We start from the raw sequence: 20,193 nt of genomic DNA on the forward strand, positions 1-20,193 counted from the left end.
ATAGAATAGCCGTCATGTCAGGGCATTCTAAATGGGCAACTACCAAGCACAAGAAGGCGATTACTGATTCTCGCCGCGCGAAGTCATTCGCGAAATTGATCAAGAATATCGAGGTCGCTGCCAAGATTGGCGGAGCGGATCTTGCGGGCAACCCGACTCTTGTCGACGCTATTCAAAAGGCTAAAAAGACGTCGGTTCCCAATGACAACATCGATCGTGCGGTCAAGCGTGGCTCCGGCCAGCTTGGCGACGCCATCGAGTATCTCAACATCATGTACGAGGGCTACGGTCCCAACGGTGTTGCTCTCCTGGTCGAATGTCTTACCGACAACAAGAACCGCGCCGCGGCCGATGTTCGCACGATCATGAGCCGCAACGGTGGCTCGTTGGCCGATCCCGGCAGCGTTGCTTACAACTTTGAACGCAAGGGCGTCATCTCGATCACCAAGACTGAGGGCGTCACTGAAGACGACATTCTCATGGCAGTACTCGACGCCGGTGCTGAAGAAGTTATGAACCACGGTCAAGGCTTTGAAGTCATCACCGATACAGCTCACCTTGTTGAGTCGCGTAACGCGCTTCAAGAGGCTGGCATCGACTATGACGCCTCGGAGGCCGAGTTCGTTCCGAACGTCAAGGTCGAAGTTGATGCAGACACGGCGCGCAAAGTGTTCAAGTTGATTGATGCGCTTGAAGAGTCGGACGACGTTCAGAACATCTACTCTAACTTTGACATCACGCCTGAGGTTCAAGCCGAGCTTGACGAGGACTAGTCGGTGACGCTGCGTGTGATCGGGATCGATCCCGGGCTCACGCGGTGCGGCATCGGCGTGGTCGATGTTGCGCCCAATCGTCGTGCGACTTTGGTGTACGTCGGGGTAGTCCGTACTCCGCCAGCGATGGCATTGGAAGAGCGGTTGCGCGAGATCGGTGACGGTATTGACGCCATCATCGCCGAGTTCGCTCCGCAGCAGCTCGCCCTTGAGCGAGTCTTCGCCCAAAACAATGTGAGCACAGTGATGGGCACGGCCCAGGCCAGTGGCGTCGCGATGTATGTCGCCGCACGTCACGGCATCCCGGTGACGTTGCATACGCCTACCGAAGTGAAGCTTGCCATCACGGGATATGGCGGTGCGGAGAAAAAGCAAGTAGGCGCCATGGTCGCGCGAGTGCTCGGTCTTGCCGAAGCGCCGAAACCAGCAGATGCCGCAGACGCGTGTGCTCTGGCAATCTGTGGTGCGTGGAAGAGCGGCCCTGGTTTCGCGGCAGCACCTGTCCCAGCTGGCCGCGGCGCGAGGGACGCAACGCCGGCATCGTCACGCTCAACCGGGCTCACCCCCGCTCAGGAGGCGTGGCGGTCAGCAGAGAAGTCAGCGGGTGCTCGTAGGCTGAACCTATGATTTCTTCCCTTCGTGGCACCGTTCTCGCCGCGGTCGGAACTTCGCTGGTTGTTGAGGTCGGGGGAGTCGGCCTGAGCGTGAGCGTAACTCCCGAACACGCCCAGTCCGTGCGTGTAGGCGCTGAAGCCCAACTCAACACAGCGTTAATCGTGCGAGAAGACGATTTAGCCCTCTATGGTTTTCGCACGACTGACGAGCTCGAGGTATTCAACTTGTTGCGTGGTGTCACCGGCGTGGGGCCCAAGAGCGCGATGGGCGTGTTGGCGGCGTTGGCCCCCGACGATGTGGCGCGCGCGGTTGCTGAAGAAAACGACTCCGCATTCCGCAAAGTGTCGGGTATCGGGCCCAAGACCGCCAAGCTCATCGTGCTGAACTTGGCAGGCAAGCTCATCGTGTCCGCACGCCGACCCGCTGCTGCCGCGCCGCGTTCCACCTCTGTGTCCGAACAGGTGTCATTGGCGCTCCAAGGTTTAGGCTGGGCAGAGAAACTTGCGCAACCCGCAGCGGAGGGTGCCGTTCAGGATGCCGACGAGTCGGAGCAGAGTGATGTGCAGGCCATTCTTCGTCGTGCACTGCTGCTCGTTGGTTCGCAGACCGGCAAGGCTGGTCTCTAATGCTGAATAACGACGACGTCGTCACTTCAGGCGTCGAGTCGGATGCCGAACTCGCTTTCGAGGGTGCCTTGCGCCCCAAGTCTCTTGACGAGTTTGTCGGGCAGACCAAAGTGCGCGGACAACTTCAATTGCTCTTGCGTGCGGCTGCGATGCAGAATCGCACCGCAGACCACATTCTTCTTGCCGGCCCTCCTGGGCTCGGCAAGACTACGTTGGCGATGATCGTCGCCCATGAGAGCGACCGCCCGCTGCGCATGTCGAGCGGCCCTGCAATTCAACATGCTGGTGATCTGGCGGCGGTGTTGTCGTCGCTGCTTCCCGGCGAAGTACTGTTCATTGACGAGATCCACCGCATGGCACGCTCCGCAGAGGAGATGCTCTACCTCGCGATGGAAGACTTCCGCATCGACATCATGGTGGGCAAGGGGGCGGGAGCGACATCCATCCCGCTCGATATCGCGCCCTTTACTCTGGTCGGTGCCACGACGCGGTCGGGTCTTTTGCCGAACCCGTTGCGCGACCGGTTTGGTTTTACAGCCCACCTCGAGTTTTATGACGAGGGCGAACTTGAGCGAGTGCTGGCTCGAGCTGCGACGATGTTGGAGCTGGATATCGACAAAGAGGCGATTGCAGAGATCGCCGGGCGCTGTCGCGGCACACCTCGAATCGCAAATCGTTTACTACGCCGGGTTCGCGACTACGCGCTTGTTAACGGTATTCCCGCCAGCACGGATGCGGTCCGTGCGGCGCTCGAACTCTATGACGTTGACGAACGTGGTCTCGATCGCCTTGACCGCGCCGTCATGCACACGGTCCTCAGTCGTTTCGACGGGGGACCAGTCGGTCTCAGCACGTTGGCTGTTTCTGTCGGCGAAGAAGCGGAGACAGTGGAATCCGTTGTCGAGCCGTTCCTCGTTCGGATCGGATTGCTGTCTCGCACGCCGCGGGGCCGAGTGGCGACGCGCGCAGCGTGGGAACACTTTGGAATGGCTGACAGGAATTCGTCGCTGTTCAGTGATGAACTATAGTTTTACTGGCTTAACACGCGCATCAGCTTGAGCGCCAGGCCCACAGACCACCGAAAGGTACCTCATGGATCCTCTTTCTATTGCGATGCTCGCCATCCTCGGCGTGCTCATCTTCTTTATGTTCCGCAACAGTCGCAAGCGCAAAGCTCAGATGGAAGAGTTGCGTGAGCAGATGGTTCCTGGCGTCGAGGTTATGACCAACTTTGGTCTCTTCGGAACTCTCATCACTATGGACACTGTCAAGAACGAAGCTGAGATCGAAATCAGCAAGGGTGTCATCGTTAAGGTTCACAGCCAGACTCTTGCGAAGGTTGTCGCTGAAGACGCCGTCGAAGATGGCGCTCCTCGCTCGGTCGAGGAAGCAATGGAGATCGCTAACCGCGAAGCGGAAGAACGCGAAGCCGCTGGCGAAGCTGCTGTGTCCGAGACCGACCCAGAGTTCGGCGAGCTTTCCGACTCCAAAGACGACAAGTCCTCCAAATAGAAGTACCAGTCCTGGTAACCCACTAGTGTTGAGAGTCGTCCTCCCCGGGGGCGACTGTCCAACGGCGTGCGATCCTGCACTGCTCTGTCAAGAAAGCTGAGTCAAATAGGTGGCAAGAACAACCCCTGTGAAAAACGCGTGGCGAGCCATCGTCTGGCTCACAGCACTCACGGTGGGGCTCACCGTTTTGATCGGTGCTGGCTCCATGTTTGGCTCGGCCTCATGGGCCCCGAAGCTAGCGCTTGACCTTGAGGGCGGAACGCAAATTGTTCTCGCTCCTCAACTCGAGAGTGGCCAGACGGTAACCGGCGAGCAACTCGCGCAGGCCGTATCGATCATTCGTGATCGAGTCGATGCGAGTGGTGTTGCTGAAGCAGAGGTGACTACTCAAGGCGCCAGCAACGTTGTGGTGTCGATCCCCGGCATTCCGGATGAAGAGACGCTCAAGCGCATTCAATCGTCCGCAAAGCTCGAGTTCCGCCCGGTTCTCTACACGGATGTCGCTCCTACGGCGACGGCGACAGAAACGCCCGATCCCACAGACACCGCTACCGCTGACGGCGAAACGGCAACTCCTACTCCCGAGCCCACGCTCGCGACTACGCCGACTGCAGTTCCTACCGACGCCAGTGACCTCAACTGGATTACTGAGGCGCTGTTCGACGATTTCACCAACTTCGATTGTGCGTCGCTCGACAACTTCAGCGTTGCGCCCGCTGCCGAGCCGCTCATCACGTGTGACTCTGACGGGCTCTACAAGTACATCCTCGGCCCCGTAGAGGTTGAAGGAAGCACGATCACAGACGCCTCCAGTGGACTTGTGACAAGCTCGCAGGGCGTCAGCACCGGGCAATGGGGCGTATTCCCCACGTTCAACGCTGAAGGCACTGCGGACGTCGCCGAGATGACGACCCGCCTCTTCGGCTTCGATGAGACAGACCCCCGCAACCGTTTCGGAATCGTTCTTGATGGTCAGGTCATTTCGGCTCCGACCACGCAGGGAATCATCACGGGCGGTAACCCACAGATCTCCGGAAGCTTTACGCAAGAGTCTGCCGAGATCCTTGCTGACCAGCTCAAGTTCGGTGCGTTACCTATCGGCTTCGAAGTTCAGAGCAGCGAAAACATTTCGGCAACCTTGGGTAGCAACCAGTTGAACTCTGGTTTGATCGCCGGACTCATCGGTCTCCTTCTCGTTGTCATCTACTCGCTCTTCCAATACCGACTTCTTGGTCTGGTCACGGTGGCGTCGCTCATCGTCGCTGGAGTACTCACGTACCTGGTGATTGCGTACCTGTCGTGGCGTCACGGCTACCGCCTCTCGCTCGCTGGTGTTGCTGGGCTTATCGTGGCCATCGGATTCACTGCGGACTCCTTCATCGTCTACTTCGAGCGGATTCGAGACGAACTCCGTGATGGACGTTCGTTGACTGGTGCGGTCGAGGCAGGCTGGAAGCGCGCATTGCGCACGATCTTCGCTGCTAAGGCTGTCAACCTGCTTTCCGCTGTGGTGCTCTTTGTTCTTGCCGTGGGCAACGTTCGAGGTTTCGCGCTCACCCTGGGAATTACGACAGTCATCGACGTTCTGGTTGTAGTGCTGTTTACGCACCCGGTCTTGCAATTACTTGCGACCACCCGGTTCTTCTCGAGCGGTCACCGCTTGAGCGGGCTCGATCCCAACGCGCTCGGGGCCATCTATCGTGGGCGAGCACAATTCCGCACCCCGGTCGCCTCGAAGAACAAGACGGGCGCCAGCCGTGAAGCTGCGCGTCGACAGACTATTGCCGAACGTAAGGCTGCTGAGCTGACAGGCACTTCATCTGATGCCAGCTCAGATGGAAAGGACTCCTGATGGCTAGCTTCTCTAAATTCGGCAACGACCTCTACACCGGCGATGTATCGATCAACTTCATCGGTCGCCGCAAGGTTTGGTACACGCTCGCAGCGGTATTGCTTGCAATTTCTATCGTCGTGCCAGCGCTGCGCGGCGGTTATGTCTTCGGTATCGAGTTCACCGGTGGATCGCAGTTTCAGATTGACTCCGTTGAGCAGCTTTCGGATCCGGACGCCAACGCGGAAGCGCAGACGCTGGCAACCGACACTGTTATTGATGTTGTAGCGGATGCTGACCCCAAGGTCACAGTTATCGGCACTGGCTCGCTTCGTATTCAGACGGAGCAGCTCGAGACCGACGAGTCGAACGCCGTGCGCGATGCGCTTGCTGATGCCTTCGGCGTTGATAACGACCTTGTAGCTGCGTCCTTTGTCGGCCCCTCGTGGGGTGCTGACATCACGAGTTCAGCCCTTCGTGCACTCATCGTCTTTATCGCTCTCGCAGCTGTCATGATGGCGATCTATTTCCGAACCTGGAAGATGTCGATCGCTGCAATGATCGCTTTGCTTCACGACATCGTGATCACTGCTGGTGTGTATGGCGTGTTCGGTTTCGAGATCACGCCGTCGGCGGTGATCGGATTCCTTACGATCCTGGGCTTCTCGCTGTATGACACGGTTGTGGTGTTCGACAAGATCCGAGAGAACACGTCAGAAGACGGCTCCGAGTCTCGCCGCACCTTCGCAGAATCGGTGAACCTCGCGGTAAACCAGACTCTCGTGCGTTCCATTAACACGGGTGTCGTTGCTGCGCTGCCTGTCGCCGCCATCTTGTTCATCGGTGCGTATGTGCTGGGAGCAGGAACGCTTCGTGACATCGCTCTCGCGCTGTTCATTGGAATTATTGTCGGCACCTATTCCACGATCTTTATCGCGGCTCCGCTCTATGCCCAGTTCCGCCAGAACGAGCCAGCGATCCTTAGCCGCACCAAGCGGCTAACCGCTGCCCGTGCTGCAGACAAGGGCGGCAAGTAGCCACTGTGTGCGAACGAACGGTTGTTCGTGCGCAAGCAAAAACGCCCGCTCGTTGCGGTCGTGAACTTCGTGCCATCAAACGCGTCCTAGAATCGATTTAGGAGGTAGCGGAATGAGCGATTCGCAGCAGTCATCAGCTTCTTTTCGCGCGCTCCTTCCGCGTCTATTCTCGCGAGCTCAACCGGCGGGTTCGGTCGAGAAGCTTCTGCGCACCGTCAAGGCGAGTCACCCCAAGGCAAACCTTGCTCTGATCGAGCGAGCATATGCTGCAGCATTTAGGGCGCATGACGGCCAGAAGCGTAAGAGCGGTGAGCCGTACATTACCCACCCCATCGCCGTTGCGCAGATTCTTGCGGAGCTGGGTATTGGTGAGAAGACGATTGCTGCTGCGCTCCTGCATGACACGGTAGAAGACACCGAGTATTCTCTCGACGAGCTTCGCCTCGAGTTCGGCGATGAGATCGCCATGCTCGTTGATGGAGTCACCAAGCTCGACAAGGTCAAATACGGTGATAGCGCTCAGGCGGAAACTGTTCGCAAGATGATCGTCGCGATGTCGAAAGACATTCGCGTACTCGTAATTAAGCTTGCCGACCGTCTCCACAATGCGCGTACGTGGGGCTTTGTTCCCCGGGAGTCTGCCTCGCGCAAGGCGCAAGAGACCCTTGAGATTTACGCGCCACTCGCGCACCGGCTTGGTATTCAGGCGATGAAAACTGAGCTTGAGGATCTTTCCTTCGCGGTATTGCATCCCAAGATCTATGTCGAGATTGAAAGCTTGGTCTCCAAGCGAACCCCGCAACGTGACCAATTCGTCAAGCAGGTTATCGCGTCGGTAAAAGACGACCTCAGAACTTCACGGATCAAGGGAACCGTCGCCGGCAGGCCCAAACAGTATTACTCGATTTACCAAAAGATGATTTTGCGTGGTCGCGAGTTTGACGAGATTTACGATCTCGTCGGTATCCGAGTGCTCGTGAATTCGGTACGCGATTGCTATGCAGTGCTCGGATCGATCCACGCGCGCTGGAATCCGATTCCGGGTCGTTTCAAGGACTACATCGCAACTCCCAAGTTCAACCTGTATCAGTCACTTCACACCACAGTCATCGGTCCAGATGGCCGTGCCGTCGAGATCCAAATTCGTACGAACGAGATGCACCATCGAGCTGAATTTGGCGTCGCTGCGCACTGGAAGTACAAGGACCGCGCTGCGGGTAAGGCGATCGAGTCGGGTCCTGCAGACAATGACATGGCGTGGCTCGCGCACATCACTGACTGGCAGGCAGAAACCTCTGACCCCAGTGAGTTCCTTGAGTCGCTTCGCTTCGAAATTGGCGCCAAAGAGGTGTACGTCTTCACGCCTCAGGGCAAGGTGATTGGCCTACCCGCAGGCGCTACCCCTGTCGACTTTGCCTACGCAGTGCACACGGAAATTGGCCACCGCACCATGGGCGCCAAGGTCAACGGCCGTCTGGTTCCTCTGGAGACGGAACTCAACAGCGGGGACTCCGTCGAAGTCTTCACATCGAAGAGTCCGGATGCGGCACCAAGCCAGGACTGGCTTGGCTTCGTGAAGAGCACGCGTGCGCGCAATAAAATCCGCGCCTGGTTCACGAAGGAACGCCGAGACGAGGCTATCGAGCAAGGCAAAGATGCCATCGCTCGAGCGATGCGCAAGCAGAATATGCCGCTTCAGAAGCTCATGAGCCAGGAGTCCTTCGCGGAACTGGCTGCGAACATGCGCTACGAAGACGTCTCCGCGCTGTACGCAGCGGTTGGCGAGGGGCATATCTCGACCCAATCGGTTATCGAGAAGCTAGTCGGTTCTCTCAGTTCCGGAACTGAAGAAGACGATGGCGAACTAACCTTCCCCGCAGCCGGCAAGTTGCGACCGTACAAGCATTCAGATTCCGGAATTCTGGTGCGCGGTGCCCCGGACATTCTGGTGAAGTTGGCGCGCTGTTGCACTCCCGTTCCTGGCGATGAGGTTGTCGGTTTCGTCACTCGTGGAGCCGGCGTTTCAGTTCACCGAGCGGACTGCAAGAACGTGCAGTCGCTTCTCGACGAGCCAGAGCGCATGATCGAGGTCGAGTGGGCCCCGACGTCAAAGAGTTTGTTCCTCGTCCAAATCCAAGTTGAGGCTCTCGACCGGGCCGGACTGCTCTCCGACATCACCAAAGTGCTCAGCGAGACCCATGTGAACATCCTCTCCGCGACCGTGAATACGTCAACGGCCCGACTCGCGATCAGCAAATTCGTATTCGAGATGGGCGACACCACTCACTTGGACCGCGTGCTCAATGCCGTACGGCGCGTAGATGCCGTCTACGACGTCTACAGGGTCAATAGCGGCTAACTCGCTGAGGCCAGCGGTGCGGGGGACTCGAGTGCCGCCAATCGCGCAAGAGCGATGCGCTTCTGCGGCAAGTTTCGGCGCGCAGTGAGGGAATCGACGCAGTGCTCGAAGTTGAGTTTGCCCTCCGTCATTAGCACTCTGACCGCTGCCTCTTGTCGTGGCCCGAACGGTTCGCTAAAGCGGACAAGATCGAGCACAGTACGCAGCCGTGAAGTGACGCTGACGCCAGACACCGTATCGATGTCGTCGTCGGTGATCACGACTTCTCTGAGCACTGCGTTCAAACTAGGGTGCGGGCGAGTGCGTGCGCCGATAGCGACGCACAACTGATGGCGAGGTGGGGGATTTAGGGCAGCACCCCATACCCACGCAGCGGTCATCTGTTCCGCAATGATTCGGGCGTCGAGGACCACCCCGAGCGCTCGCGCCCGCAGATGAATCGTGTCGAACTCATCAATGGGGCAGAAGCACTGGTCGAGAGCGAACAGCTCACCGTCGAGCGCGGCACATTGCAGTTCCGCTAGCGGCAAATCGATCGAGCTCAACACTGGGGGGAGTCGTGGTGTCATGTCTCTATCGTGCGGTCGGAAGCAACCGCACGAGAGCCAGACCTGCGATTCGGTGGAGAACTAATCGCCTGTGGAGAACAAGCTACTTGAGGGCGCCCAACCATGCCTTGCGAGCATCGAGTGCGTCTTGTGCTGCAGCAATCTTCTTCGCATTGCCGGTCGCCTGGGCGTCGGCGAGTTCGGCCTCAAGCTTGGCAATAGCTTCGTTGAGTTGACCCAAGAAGCCCTCTGACCGTTCTTGACGTTCGGGGTTGTTCTTGTGCCAGTGATCCTCGTCGAGCTTGCGAACGGCAGCCTCAACCTTGCGGAGACGCTCTTCGGCAGTCTTGATCTTGTCGCGGGGAACTTTGCCAATCTCATCCCAGCGCTTTTGGATCGAGAGCAGAGTCTTCTTCGCGTGCACGCGATCTGTGGCTTTCAGCAGCGGCTCAGCTTCCTCGAGCAGCGCTTTCTTCAGTTCCCAATTTGCGGTGAACTCGACGTTGTCTTGTGCTTCAACCTCTGACTTGGCAGCGTAGAGCACGTCGCCAGCCTGCTTGAATTTGGCCCAGAGGGCGTCGTCAAACTTCTTGCCTGCGCGGCCGGCAGCCTTCCAGCTATCGAGGAGTCGACGATATGTATGGATGCCCTCGACGCCCTGCGCCGCGAGAGATTCTGCTTCATCGACGAGAGCTTGCTTGTCGGCGCGAGCCTTTTTGTGGGCGGAATCTAGTTCTGCGAAAAACGCGCGGCGGTGGGTATCGATCGTGCTGCGTGCCGCACGGAATCGTTTCCACAGCTCATTAGCTTCGTTCTTGGGCAGGCGAGGGCCGTCGGCTTGGTGAGCCTTCCAGCGCGCAAAAATGTCGTCCATTTGCGCGGTGACTTGCTTCCACTGCGCTTTGGCCGGATCGCCAGCAGCGAGTGTCTCTGCTTCAACAACGAGTGCGCTACGGGCAGCAATTGCCTCCGTGAGGGCAGCTTTTGCTTCTTCGCTCTGCTGTTCGGTGAGCTTTGATACAGAACCGCCAAGCGCCTGCACTCGCGTCAGCAGCGCTGCGAGGTCGCCGACGGCGTTCGCTGTGGCAATCGACTCGTTGAGGGCTGTAACAGCTTTCGCAACGTCAGAGGCGGGAGCGCCGTTCTTGACCCGCTGTTCAAGTAACGTCACTTGTCCAGCAAGTTCGTGATACTTGCGGGTGAAGTAGGCCAATGCCTCTTCGGGAGTTCCGTCAGGGTACTGGCCGACGGCACGTTCGCCGTCCGCCTCGCGGACGAATACGGTGCCGGTCTCGTCGACGCGGCCCCACTCGTTCTGGTTCTCTGTAGCCAATTACTTCACCTTGCTGCTTATGCCGGAAGTTGCTGCCGGGTTACCCAAGCTTAGGACAACCGTGCTCACGGTCGCTGACGCTGTTATTGGATCGTGAAGCCCGTGATGCTCGTGGCAGTCACCGGAGCCCCGTCTTGGGCATCGTCAACGATGCCGCCAGCGACGATCTCTGATTGGAGAGCGTCGAGTCCAGAGGTGACCTGACCCACGATGCTGTAGCCGCCAGCAGTGTCATCAGGAATGATCGCGTCGTCGAAGACGATGAAGAACTGGCGACCATTCGAGAACGCGTTGTCGCCAGTTCGTGCCATGGCGATTGTGCCAGCGGGGTAGAAACCGCCAACGCCAGAGTTCTCAACGGGGCCGTAGGCGTAGTCGGGGTCACTGGCACCCGTGCCATCGAGCGAGCCACACTGAATCAAGCCTGCATTGTCGGTGACGACCATCCGGTGACACGTGGTGCCGATGTAATAATCGGACGCCGCGGAGTCTACGAGGGATGCCACGGCTTGCGGTGCTGCTGCACCATCGAGTTCGATGCCGAGTGCGACATCGTTGAGAATGAGTTCGCCGGTCCACATGCGGGCTTCGGCGAGAGCAGGATCCGGAACATCCCCGACGTTGCCGGATTCAGTGGCTTCAGGCTCTTCGGTAAACGACGGTGCTGGCTCGGGAGTACCCGGGCCGGCGGAGAAGTAGAAGACCTGAGCGGTGGCTACGAGCGCGATGATGACGAGCCCGACACCCACAGCGAGAACGTTGTCGCGCTTGCGACGGGCTACGGTTTGTTCGTGAACGGACCCACGCGCAGTGTAGAGGCGCAGCCGTTCTCGAGCCTCTCGTTGCTCGCGTGAATGCTTCTTGCTGGATGCCACCATTACTCCTTGAAGAATCGCGGACGTCGCCGCTGTCGTAGGAACGCCACAATGAACCTTACGGTCTCGCGGGAATCTCAGCCAAACGCCACGACGCCGGAACGTAATGAAGCTGTGCTGTGCAGACGGTCAGTGCTGGCGATTACCATTGAGGTATGGATGCTTCCGCAACTCTGCACAGCGGAGCAACGCCTCTCGCAGTGCGCATGCGGCCGCTGACTCTCGATGAGATCGTCGGTCAGAAGCATTTGTTGCAGCGTGGATCGCCGCTGATGAGCCTCGCGAACGACGCTGAAGGCAGTCATGGTTCGGCATCCATCATTTTGTGGGGGCCTCCCGGCACGGGAAAGACCACCATCGCTAAGGCGATTGCGCGCGGTTCTCAACGCAAGTTCGTTGAGCTTTCTGCGGTCACCGCCGGCGTGAAAGATGTACGTCAAACCATGGAGGAGGCGCTCACGGCGCGCGATCTTTATGGTGTGTCTACTGTTCTCTTCCTTGATGAGATTCACCGTTTCACTAAGGCGCAACAGGATGCGTTGCTTCCTGGGGTAGAAAACGGCTGGGTCATTCTGATCGCGGCGACGACTGAGAACCCATCGTTCTCCGTAATTTCACCGCTGCTGTCGCGGTCTCTGTTGCTGACGCTCAACCAACTCGATGACAACGATCTGGGGGACTTGGTTGATCGTGCGGTCTCAGACCCTCGAGGACTTCGGGATGCGGTGGTGCTCGAGCCTGAGGCGCGCGCGCTCCTTATCCGCTTGTCATCCGGAGATGCGCGCCGGGTGCTGACTGCGCTCGAAGCCTCCGCTGTTTCCGCATCGAATGACGAAGACGCAGCAACGCCAGCCGTAGTGACGGCGGAACATGTCGCGAATGCTGTTGACCGCGCCCTATTGCGCTACGACAGAAACGGTGATGAACACTACGACGTGATCAGCGCCTTCATTAAGTCTGTGCGTGGTTCCGATGTCGATGCCGCACTCCATTACTTGGCACGCATGATCGAAGCGGGAGAGGATCCCCGTTTCATTGCGCGGCGCGTGATTATTAGCGCCGCAGAAGATGTGGGCGTTGCCGACCCTCAAGCGCTTGTGATTGCCGTAGCGGCCGCGGATGCGGTGCAGCTCATCGGAATGCCCGAAGGGCGCATCCCGCTGGCAGAAGCTGTTGTCTATCTCGCAACGGCTCCCAAATCGAATGCTGCCTATACCGCTTTGGATGCAGCGATCGCCGATGTGCGTGCTGGCAAGATTGGCCGGGTGCCTAAGCCGCTGCGCGATGCCCACTACCCGGGTGCCAAGCGGTTAGGTCACGGAAAGGGCTATCGCTATTCTCACGACTCAGAGTTCGGAGTGGTGAAGCAGGAGTACCTTCCCGATGTGCTGAAAGGTACCGAGTATTACACTCCGACGAACAACGGCAACGAGCGCGAAGTGTCTGCCCGGCTCGCGAAACTGCGAGAGATTATTCGCGGCGAATAACTGCCTCAACTCGCTCTTTGGCTCGGTGTGGCGAGTCGTGGTTCACGGGGGACTGACGTGATAGAGTTACACGTCCCAACGATACGGTTTCGGCGCGCGGCTGCAATGAAATCGAATATCGCGGAACACCGGTCTGTAGCCGACCAGGTTCCCTAGGGTCATCCCTCTACTTCGTCTGGTGTGTTGTGTACGCGCGTTCGCGTGCGAGTGATCGCCAGATTGTTCTTACTTGAATCAATCGAAAAGGATCCTGTGTCTACTAAGTCACGTACCCGTAGCAAGACTCGCCTGTCGCGCGCGTTGGGCATTGCCCTCACGCCGAAGGCTGCCAAGTACCTCGAAAAGCGCCCCTATGCTCCCGGTGAGCACGGCCGCACCAAGCGCAAGCAGGACAGTGACTATGCTGTTCGCCTTCGCGAGAAGCAGCGTCTGCGTGCCCAGTACGGCATCCGTGAAGCTCAGCTGAAGATTCAGTTCGAGGAAGCTCGCAAGACCGCTGGCCTGACCGGTGAGAACCTGGTTGAGCAGCTCGAAATGCGTCTCGACGCTCTGCTCGTTCGTTCGGCTATCGCTCGCACGACCGCACAGGCTCGTCAGATGATCGTTCACCGCCACATCTTGGTTGACGGCCAGCTCGTCGACCGTCCCTCGTTCCGCGTCAAGCCGGGACAGCTCATGCACGTCAAGGCTCGCAGCGAAGGCATGGAAATCTTCCAGGTCGCTGCAGCTGGCGGACACGTGGATGTTCTTCCGAAGACTCCTGGTTACCTCGAAGTTGAAATCGACAAGCTGCAGGCACGTCTCGTACGTCGCCCCAAGCGCGCCGAGGTTCCGGTGACCTGTGAAGTTCAGCTCGTTGTTGAGTACTACGCAGCACGCTAACTATTGAAAGAAAGGGCCGGAGCTTTTGCTCCGGCCCTTTCTTGGTTTGCAGCGGAGTTCGACACAATTGTCGAATACCGTGTACTTGTACCTTTTCTTCAGATTGACGGGAGTAACCATGACTGGTGGAGATATCGCAGGGCTCATTGCGGCCGGAGTGTTCGCAGTGCTGGTGGCATTGCTCGCTGTTCCTCTTCTCAAGCTGGGGAAGGTCTTTGACGAAACGAGCACCGCCATCCGTGGGGTGAGCGATAATCTCGATCCCATGCTGACGGAGGCCACAACAACGATTTCGGAAACCAACCGTCAAATCGCGCGCGTGGACGCCATCACTCGCAATGTGGAAGAAACGACGGGCAACATTTCTGCCCTCGTCGCCCTTGGCGCAGCCACCGTTGGCGGCCCGTTGATTAAAATCGCAGGTTTCAGCGCCGGAGTTCGGGCCGCGGTGCTGAGCCTTCGCCCTAAGCGCCGTCGCTGAGGCATCGAAACCGCCTAAGCTAATACGGTTCGTGTTACCCCCAATCTGAAGGAGAAATCATGAAAGGCGCAGTCCTTTTCGTCGTTGGAATTGCCGTTGGGTTCGTGGCAGCACACCAAGTCGCAAAAACGCCAGAGGGAAAGCAGTTCTTCTCCGACGTTGATAGCAAAGCTCGTGAGTTCACTAGCGCTGTTGTCGATGGCTATCGCGAACGTGAAGCAGAGCTTCGCGACGCTGTAGCAGATGTCGAAGAAGCAGTAGCTGACTTCTCTCAGCGTTCTAAGTAACATCATCAGGGCCCTTGGGCCGCATCATTGAGTTCCCGGGGATCCCCATGCAAACCGCAGAAATCCAGAAACGTTGGCTGACCTATTTTGGTGAGCGTGGCCACACGATCGTTCCTTCCGCCTCGCTTGTCAGTGACGATCCGACGCTGCTCTTCACCGTCGCCGGCATGGTTCCTTTCGTTCCGTATCTGACCGGTCTGGTTCCGGCTCCGTATGACCGTGCCACAAGCGTGCAGAAGTGCATCCGTACCCTCGACATCGAAGAGGTCGGCAAGACTCCCCGTCACGGCACGTTCTTTCAGATGAACGGAAACTTCTCGTTTGGCGACTACTTTAAAAAGGAAGCCATTCAATTTGCGTGGGAATTCCTGACACTGCCAGAGGATAAGGGCGGGCTCGGCTTTCGTCCCGACGACCTGTGGGTCACCGTGTACGAAGACGATGACGACGCTGTTGCGTTCTGGAAAGAGACCGCCGGACTGCCCGACGAGCGCATCCAGCGACTCGGTATGGACAGCAACTACTGGTCGACCGGGCAGCCAGGGCCAGCAGGCCCCTGTTCGGAGATCTTCTTCGACCGTGGCCCGGCTTACGGTGCAGATGGTGGCCCCGCCACTGATGACGACCGTTATGTCGAAATCTGGAACCTCGTCTTCATGCAGTACTTGCGTGGCGAGGGTAAGGGCAAAGAGTTCTCGATCCTCGGAGAGCTTCCGAAGCAGAACATCGACACCGGCATGGGGCTCGAGCGCGTTGCGTTCCTTAAGCAGGGCGTCGAAAACATGTATGAAATCGACCAGGTTCGTCCTGTGCTCGATAAGGCAGCGGAGCTAGCCGGTCGCACTTATGGTGCCGACCATGAGGCTGACGTTCGACTGCGTGTAGTCGCTGACCACGTGCGTTCGAGCCTCATGCTCATCTCGGATGGTGTGACACCCGGCAACGAAGGCCGCGGCTATGTGCTGCGCCGCCTGCTCCGTCGTACCGTGCGCGCTATGCGACTCTTGGGCGTAGAGGGCACCACCTTTGCCGAGCTGTTTCCGGCATCCCGCGATGCTATGAAAGCTGCCTACCCCGAGGTCGAAAAAGATTACGACCGCATCTCGCGAATCGTTCTCGCTGAAGAAGACGTCTTCATGCGCACCCTCGCGAGCGGCACCACAATTCTCGACACTGCAGTGGAGAACACGAAGAAGTCCGGCGCGACTGAGCTGCCAAGCGACACCGCATTCTTGTTGCACGACACCTTCGGCTTCCCGATCGACCTGACCCTTGAGATGGCGGCCGAAGCTGGCCTGAGCGTTAACCGCGAAGCCTTCGACACTCTGATGAAGCAGCAGCGCGACCGTGCGAAGGCTGATGCCGGGTCAAAGAAGCAGTTCTTGGCAGATCTTTCTGTTTACGGTGCGTTTCGGGCTCTCGGCGAAACGACGTTCACCGGCTACGACACCCTCGAAACCGAGTCGAGCGTGATCGGCATCATTGTCGACGGCGTCTCGGTGAATCGCGCCAAGACCGGGCAAACCGCCGAAGTGATTCTCGCGGAGACCTCGCTCTATGCGGAATCCGGTGGCCAAGAAGCGGATGCCGGTGCCATCGTCGGCGCGAATTTCCACCTCGAAGTTCTTGACGTGCAGCGCCCGGTTAAAGGCCTCATCAGTCACAAGGTCACCGTCACGGCCGGCGAGGTGGGAGTCGGAGATCCTGCTTCTGCGCTTGTTGACGCTGAATGGCGTCGGGGGGCGACTCAGGCTCACTCGGCGACCCACGTCATCCACGCGGCTCTCCGCCAAATTTTGGGCAGCGATGCTCATCAGTCTGGTTCCTACAACAAGGCCGGCTACATGCGCCTCGACTTCTCGTGGTCGCAAGCGCTCTCTGCTGAGACAAAGACCGAGATCGAAGAGGTCGCGAACACTGCTGTGCGCGACAATCTCGAGGTGTCTACGCGCATCATGGCACTCGACGATGCCAAGGATCTCGGTGCGATGGCGCTTTTCGGTGAGAAGTACGGCGACACCGTGCGGGTTGTGGAGATTGGCGGCCCATGGTCGCTCGAGCTCTGTGCAGGAACCCACGTGGCACGCTCATCCGAAATCGGTTTGATCTCGCTTGTGGGGGAGTCGTCTGTTGGTTCGGCTAACCGTCGAATCGAATCCCTCGTTGGTCTCAACGCTTTCCGTAACTTTGCGACCGAGCGGTCAATCGTGTCGGAGCTGACCACCAATCTGAAAACGCCACGCGAACAGCTTCCTGACCGCATCTCTGAGTTGCTGGCAAACCTGAAGGCTGCTGAGCGCAAGATTGCGCAGCTCGAGGCCGGTCAGCTTTCACAGCGCGTTCCTGCTCTAGTGGAGACGGCTCAAGTTGTGGGATCCGTCACGGCGGTCGTCGAGAACGTTGGGGAGTTGGCTTCTACCGATGACCTCCGCGGTCTCGTTCAGTCGGTGCGTGAACGGTTGGGCGCCGAAGCCGTGGTGGTCGCTCTTGCGGCAACCATCGGCGAGAAGCCGGCCGTGATCGTCGCAACCAATGACGCCTCTCGGGCCCACGGATTCAAGGCGGGCGATCTCGCCAAGGCTGCAGCCAGCGTGCTCGGCGGTGGCGGTGGTGGAAAGCCAGACATCGCTCAAGGTGGCGGTGCGAACCCCGCTGCCATTCCCGACGCGCTCGCTCTGATTCTGTCGAGACTGTTGGCGTAACGGATGCGTTCGGGAACCCGAATCGGCGTCGATGTCGGCAAGGTGCGCGTGGGTGTCGCTCGTAGCGACCCGCACGGGATGCTAGCAACACCGGTCGAGACTGTTCAGCGCGCCCATAAAAGTGTGAAGCGCATTCTCGCGCTTGCAGAGGAGTATGACGCCGTCGAGTTCGTTGTCGGGCTGCCGATTGCGCTCTCTGGTCGGGATACCGCGTCGACGGGGGATGCGCGACAGTTTGCTCAGCAGCTCGCCGATAAGTCACCGCTGCCCGTGCGACTGGTCGATGAACGCATGACGACAATGTCGGCGCAGTCTGCTTTGCGTGCATCCGGTCGCACTACGAAGAATTCACGGTCGGTGGTCGATCAGGTTGCCGCCGTTATAATTTTGCAACATGCCCTCGACTTCGAGCGCTCCGCGGCTCGTCCGCCCGGAGAGCTCGTGGACCCGACGCAAGGATCCTAAATTATGGCTGACGAACCGAACTGGGAAGACATTTTCGGCGAGCAACCCGCCGAGAGTGCGCCCAAGTCAGCCCGCGAAGCGGCCGCACACGGCACTGATCCCTCCGCAGACTCGGCGACACCTGCTGACGGTGCTGTTCCGGTCGATCCTTCACGCTCCCCTAACGTCGGAAGCACGCCCCAGCGAAGCGGTCAGCCCATGACCCGGCGCGAAGCACGGGCGGCGCAAGATTCTGCGGCTGCCAAACGGGGCGACGGCTCGCATCTTCCCGCGGTGACTCAGGCCGCTCGAGAAGCAGATGCTTTCGCAACTTTCGAAGAACTGACCGCCGGCACGACGCAGCCGGAGAGCAACGCGAGTGCGGCCGCAGCCGCTGGCACGCCCAACAGCAGCGACAGCAGCGGAGAGCCCCCTCGTAAGAAACGCCGCTGGGGACTCATCATCGGATTGCCGCTGTTGATTATTGCGCTCCTCGGCGCTGGCGTCGCGGCATACGCCTGGGTCAACTACGAGGACAAGATCCGCGAAGTTCTAGGCTGGGAGATTCCCAACGACTTCGAAGGCTCCGGCAACGGCGAAGAAGTTGTCATCACGGTCAACTCGGGTGATATTGGCTCCGACATCGCGCGCAGCCTGAATGTCGCCGGCGTCACCATGAGTTTCGACGCGTTCTATGATCTGCTCTTGGCCCAAGAAACCGATCCGGCCTTCTTTCCCGGAAACTACTCGCTGCAAAAGGAGATGAGCGCGCAATCTGCTCTCGATGCGCTCCTTGATCCCGAAAATATCGTGACTGACAGGCTTCTCATTACCGAGGGCACGACGCTGCCGAATGCGCTTGAGATTATTTCTGAAACGACCGGTATTACCCTGGCAGATTTGCAAGCGGCATCCGAAGACCTTGAGCACTTCGGGCTTCCTGCGGAAGCCGTGAGTCTCGAGGGATACCTATTCCCCGCGACGTATGAACTCGATGGCAGCCAGGATCCGTACGCCGTACTCGACCTGATGGTCAACACGATGTATGAGAAGTTGGATGCCGCGGGTGTTGCTGTGGAGGACCGCTACCGGATTCTGACGATGGCTGCGCTGGTACAACGCGAAGCCGGACCAAACACGGACGACTTTTACAAGATCGCACGCGTCTTTTACAACCGGCTCGACCAAGACATGCTCTTGCAATCCGATGCCACCGTCGCGTATGGCACCGGCAACTTGCATACGGTGTGGACGACGGATGCCGAACGTGCGGATGCGAGCAATCCCTACAACACGTACGCGAACCCCGGCTTGCCGGTCGGCCCCATCGGCTTGCCAGGCGAGCTGGCAATTGACGCGGCGATGAACCCCGCAGACGGTGACTGGCTCTTCTTCGTGCCGATCAACCTGGCTACGGGCGAGACAGTCTTCACGACCAACGTTGACGACCACGAAGCAGCGGCACAGCAATTGCGCGACTGGTGCGCAGCGAGCGACGAAAATGGAAGCTATTGCTAGAGAATTCTGAGACGTCGAACAAAAAGGACGATCGTTTCAAGCTCGCGGTTCTCGGTTCGCCGATTACCCATTCATTGAGTCCTGCTATCCATCGCGCTGCGTACCAGACGCTCGGTTTTGACTGGGAGTACGACGCGGTTGAACTAACGGGGGAGTCGCTTCCCGCATTTCTGGGTGCTCTCGACCGTCGTTGGCGGGGACTCTCGCTCACGATGCCGCTCAAACGTGACGTCGTGCCACTTCTTGATTGGGCAGACCCCCTTGTTGAGCTCGTCGGCGGAGCGAACACCGTCGTCGTGAGCGAGGGACACCTTCGCGGGTACAACACGGATGTCGAAGGCGCGCTGCGCAGCTTTCTTGACGCGGGCCTTTCGAACTTGGACTCCGTGTGGATTCTGGGTGCGGGGGCCACTGCAGCCTCACTTCTCGTGGCATCCATTCGAATGGGTGCTCAGAGTATTGAGATTTTTGCGCGCACTCCTTCGAAGGCTGCGCCGCTGAAGGAGCTTGGTGAGTCTCTTGGCGCCACCGTCACGCTGCGGCAATGGCGCGAAGCGACGACCGCGACGACCGCGCCGACTGTCATCATCACGACGGTTCCGGGAGGCGCAATGGATCTCCGTTTCGCTGAAGCCGTGCGCACTACCTCGGTGCTTTTTGATGTCGCCTACGATCCGTGGCCGAGCGAAATCGCGGCGAGCTGGTACGACGCCGGCGGCACCGTGATCTCTGGCCATGATCTCTTGATTAATCAGGCAATCGCGCAAGTGCGGATCTTTGCCGCAGGCACTGCCGACGTGCCGCTGCCTCATGAGGCAGACGCTATCGACGCGATGCGTGCTGCGATTGAGCAACCCGAGGGCCATAACCATTCGTAGCTGAC

At 58.8% G+C, this 20,193-nt stretch carries 19 protein-coding genes; 16 read left to right on the top strand and 3 right to left on the bottom strand.

The annotated features are described in order from the left end of the window. Positions 1-14: 14 nt before the first annotated feature. The 8 genes from I6E60_RS08130 (at position 15) to I6E60_RS08165 (ending at position 8,753) form a co-directional block, all read left to right on the top strand. Positions 15-773 carry a YebC/PmpR family DNA-binding transcriptional regulator gene (locus tag I6E60_RS08130; RefSeq protein WP_197124565.1) on the top strand — a complete coding sequence of 253 codons (759 nt, stop codon included), beginning with the start codon at positions 15-17 and terminating at the stop codon, positions 771-773. A 9-nt stretch (positions 774-782) separates the two neighbouring features. After that, positions 783-1,400 (top strand): crossover junction endodeoxyribonuclease RuvC, encoded by a 618-nt coding sequence (ruvC, locus tag I6E60_RS08135; RefSeq protein ID WP_197125249.1) that lies wholly within the window; start codon positions 783-785, stop codon positions 1,398-1,400. Then, a complete protein-coding gene (ruvA, locus tag I6E60_RS08140) occupies positions 1,397-2,014 on the top strand; it encodes a Holliday junction branch migration protein RuvA (protein ID WP_197179648.1) in 618 nt (205 codons plus the stop codon). The genes ruvC and ruvA overlap by 4 nt, the downstream gene beginning before the upstream one ends. After that, entirely contained in the window at positions 2,014-3,042 is a 1,029-nt protein-coding gene (ruvB, locus tag I6E60_RS08145; RefSeq protein ID WP_197124569.1) for a Holliday junction branch migration DNA helicase RuvB, read from the top strand. The genes ruvA and ruvB overlap by 1 nt, the downstream gene beginning before the upstream one ends. A 64-nt stretch (positions 3,043-3,106) precedes the next feature. Continuing rightward, positions 3,107-3,526, top strand: a complete 420-nt coding sequence (yajC, locus tag I6E60_RS08150; RefSeq protein ID WP_197124571.1) for a preprotein translocase subunit YajC — start codon at positions 3,107-3,109, stop codon at positions 3,524-3,526. Between the two features lie 109 nt (positions 3,527-3,635). Then, positions 3,636-5,378, top strand: coding sequence for a protein translocase subunit SecD (gene secD / locus I6E60_RS08155; protein WP_197124572.1), 1,743 nt, complete (start codon positions 3,636-3,638; stop codon positions 5,376-5,378). Then, the gene (gene secF, locus I6E60_RS08160) at positions 5,378-6,394 is read left to right on the top strand and encodes a protein translocase subunit SecF (protein WP_197124573.1); all 1,017 of its coding nucleotides are present in this window, start codon (positions 5,378-5,380) and stop codon (positions 6,392-6,394) included. The genes secD and secF overlap by 1 nt, the downstream gene beginning before the upstream one ends. A gap of 112 nt (positions 6,395-6,506) precedes the next feature. Next, positions 6,507-8,753, top strand: a complete 2,247-nt coding sequence (locus I6E60_RS08165) for a bifunctional (p)ppGpp synthetase/guanosine-3',5'-bis(diphosphate) 3'-pyrophosphohydrolase (protein WP_197124574.1) — start codon at positions 6,507-6,509, stop codon at positions 8,751-8,753. Here I6E60_RS08165 and I6E60_RS08170 read toward each other — a convergent pair. The 3 genes from I6E60_RS08170 to I6E60_RS08180 all read right to left on the bottom strand — a co-directional run bounded on the left by I6E60_RS08170 (position 8,750) and on the right by I6E60_RS08180 (position 11,512). After that, positions 8,750-9,322, bottom strand: a complete 573-nt coding sequence (locus I6E60_RS08170) for a hypothetical protein (RefSeq protein WP_197124575.1) — start codon at positions 9,320-9,322, stop codon at positions 8,750-8,752. The two genes, I6E60_RS08165 and I6E60_RS08170, sit on opposite strands and share 4 nt — an antisense overlap. 82 nt (positions 9,323-9,404) lie before the next feature. Further along, positions 9,405-10,634 carry a DUF349 domain-containing protein gene (locus I6E60_RS08175; protein ID WP_197124576.1) on the bottom strand — a complete coding sequence of 410 codons (1,230 nt, stop codon included), beginning with the start codon at positions 10,632-10,634 and terminating at the stop codon, positions 9,405-9,407. An 83-nt stretch (positions 10,635-10,717) separates the two neighbouring features. Continuing rightward, positions 10,718-11,512 carry a peptidylprolyl isomerase gene (locus I6E60_RS08180; RefSeq protein WP_197124577.1) on the bottom strand — a complete coding sequence of 265 codons (795 nt, stop codon included), beginning with the start codon at positions 11,510-11,512 and terminating at the stop codon, positions 10,718-10,720. 152 nt (positions 11,513-11,664) lie between these two features. On the opposite strand from I6E60_RS08180, the gene I6E60_RS08185 reads away from it, so the two are divergent. The 8 genes from I6E60_RS08185 (at position 11,665) to I6E60_RS08220 (ending at position 20,188) form a co-directional block, all read left to right on the top strand. Continuing rightward, on the top strand, positions 11,665-12,996 hold the full coding sequence (locus I6E60_RS08185; protein ID WP_197124578.1) for a replication-associated recombination protein A: 1,332 nt from the start codon (positions 11,665-11,667) through the stop codon (positions 12,994-12,996). Positions 12,997-13,248: 252 nt separating this feature from the next. After that, positions 13,249-13,878, top strand: coding sequence for a 30S ribosomal protein S4 (gene rpsD, locus I6E60_RS08190; RefSeq protein ID WP_010202678.1), 630 nt, complete (start codon positions 13,249-13,251; stop codon positions 13,876-13,878). A gap of 118 nt (positions 13,879-13,996) precedes the next feature. After that, entirely contained in the window at positions 13,997-14,359 is a 363-nt protein-coding gene (locus tag I6E60_RS08195; protein ID WP_197105708.1) for a DUF948 domain-containing protein, read from the top strand. 59 nt (positions 14,360-14,418) lie between these two features. Next, positions 14,419-14,646: a hypothetical protein gene (locus I6E60_RS08200; RefSeq protein ID WP_197105707.1), complete on the top strand. Its 228-nt coding sequence runs from the start codon at positions 14,419-14,421 to the stop codon at positions 14,644-14,646. A 47-nt stretch (positions 14,647-14,693) separates the two neighbouring features. Further along, positions 14,694-17,348, top strand: coding sequence for an alanine--tRNA ligase (gene alaS, locus I6E60_RS08205; protein WP_197179650.1), 2,655 nt, complete (start codon positions 14,694-14,696; stop codon positions 17,346-17,348). 3 nt (positions 17,349-17,351) lie between these two features. Further along, positions 17,352-17,813 (top strand): Holliday junction resolvase RuvX, encoded by a 462-nt coding sequence (gene ruvX, locus I6E60_RS08210; RefSeq protein ID WP_197179652.1) that lies wholly within the window; start codon positions 17,352-17,354, stop codon positions 17,811-17,813. Positions 17,814-17,816: 3 nt separating this feature from the next. Then, entirely contained in the window at positions 17,817-19,310 is a 1,494-nt protein-coding gene (mltG, locus tag I6E60_RS08215) for an endolytic transglycosylase MltG (protein ID WP_197179654.1), read from the top strand. Beyond that, positions 19,304-20,188 (top strand): shikimate dehydrogenase, encoded by an 885-nt coding sequence (locus I6E60_RS08220; protein WP_197179656.1) that lies wholly within the window; start codon positions 19,304-19,306, stop codon positions 20,186-20,188. The genes mltG and I6E60_RS08220 overlap by 7 nt, the downstream gene beginning before the upstream one ends. The last annotated feature ends 5 nt before the right edge of the window (positions 20,189-20,193 follow it).

The organism is Salinibacterium sp. SWN167 (genome assembly GCF_015864665.1).
Lineage (GTDB): Bacteria > Actinomycetota > Actinomycetes > Actinomycetales > Microbacteriaceae > Rhodoglobus.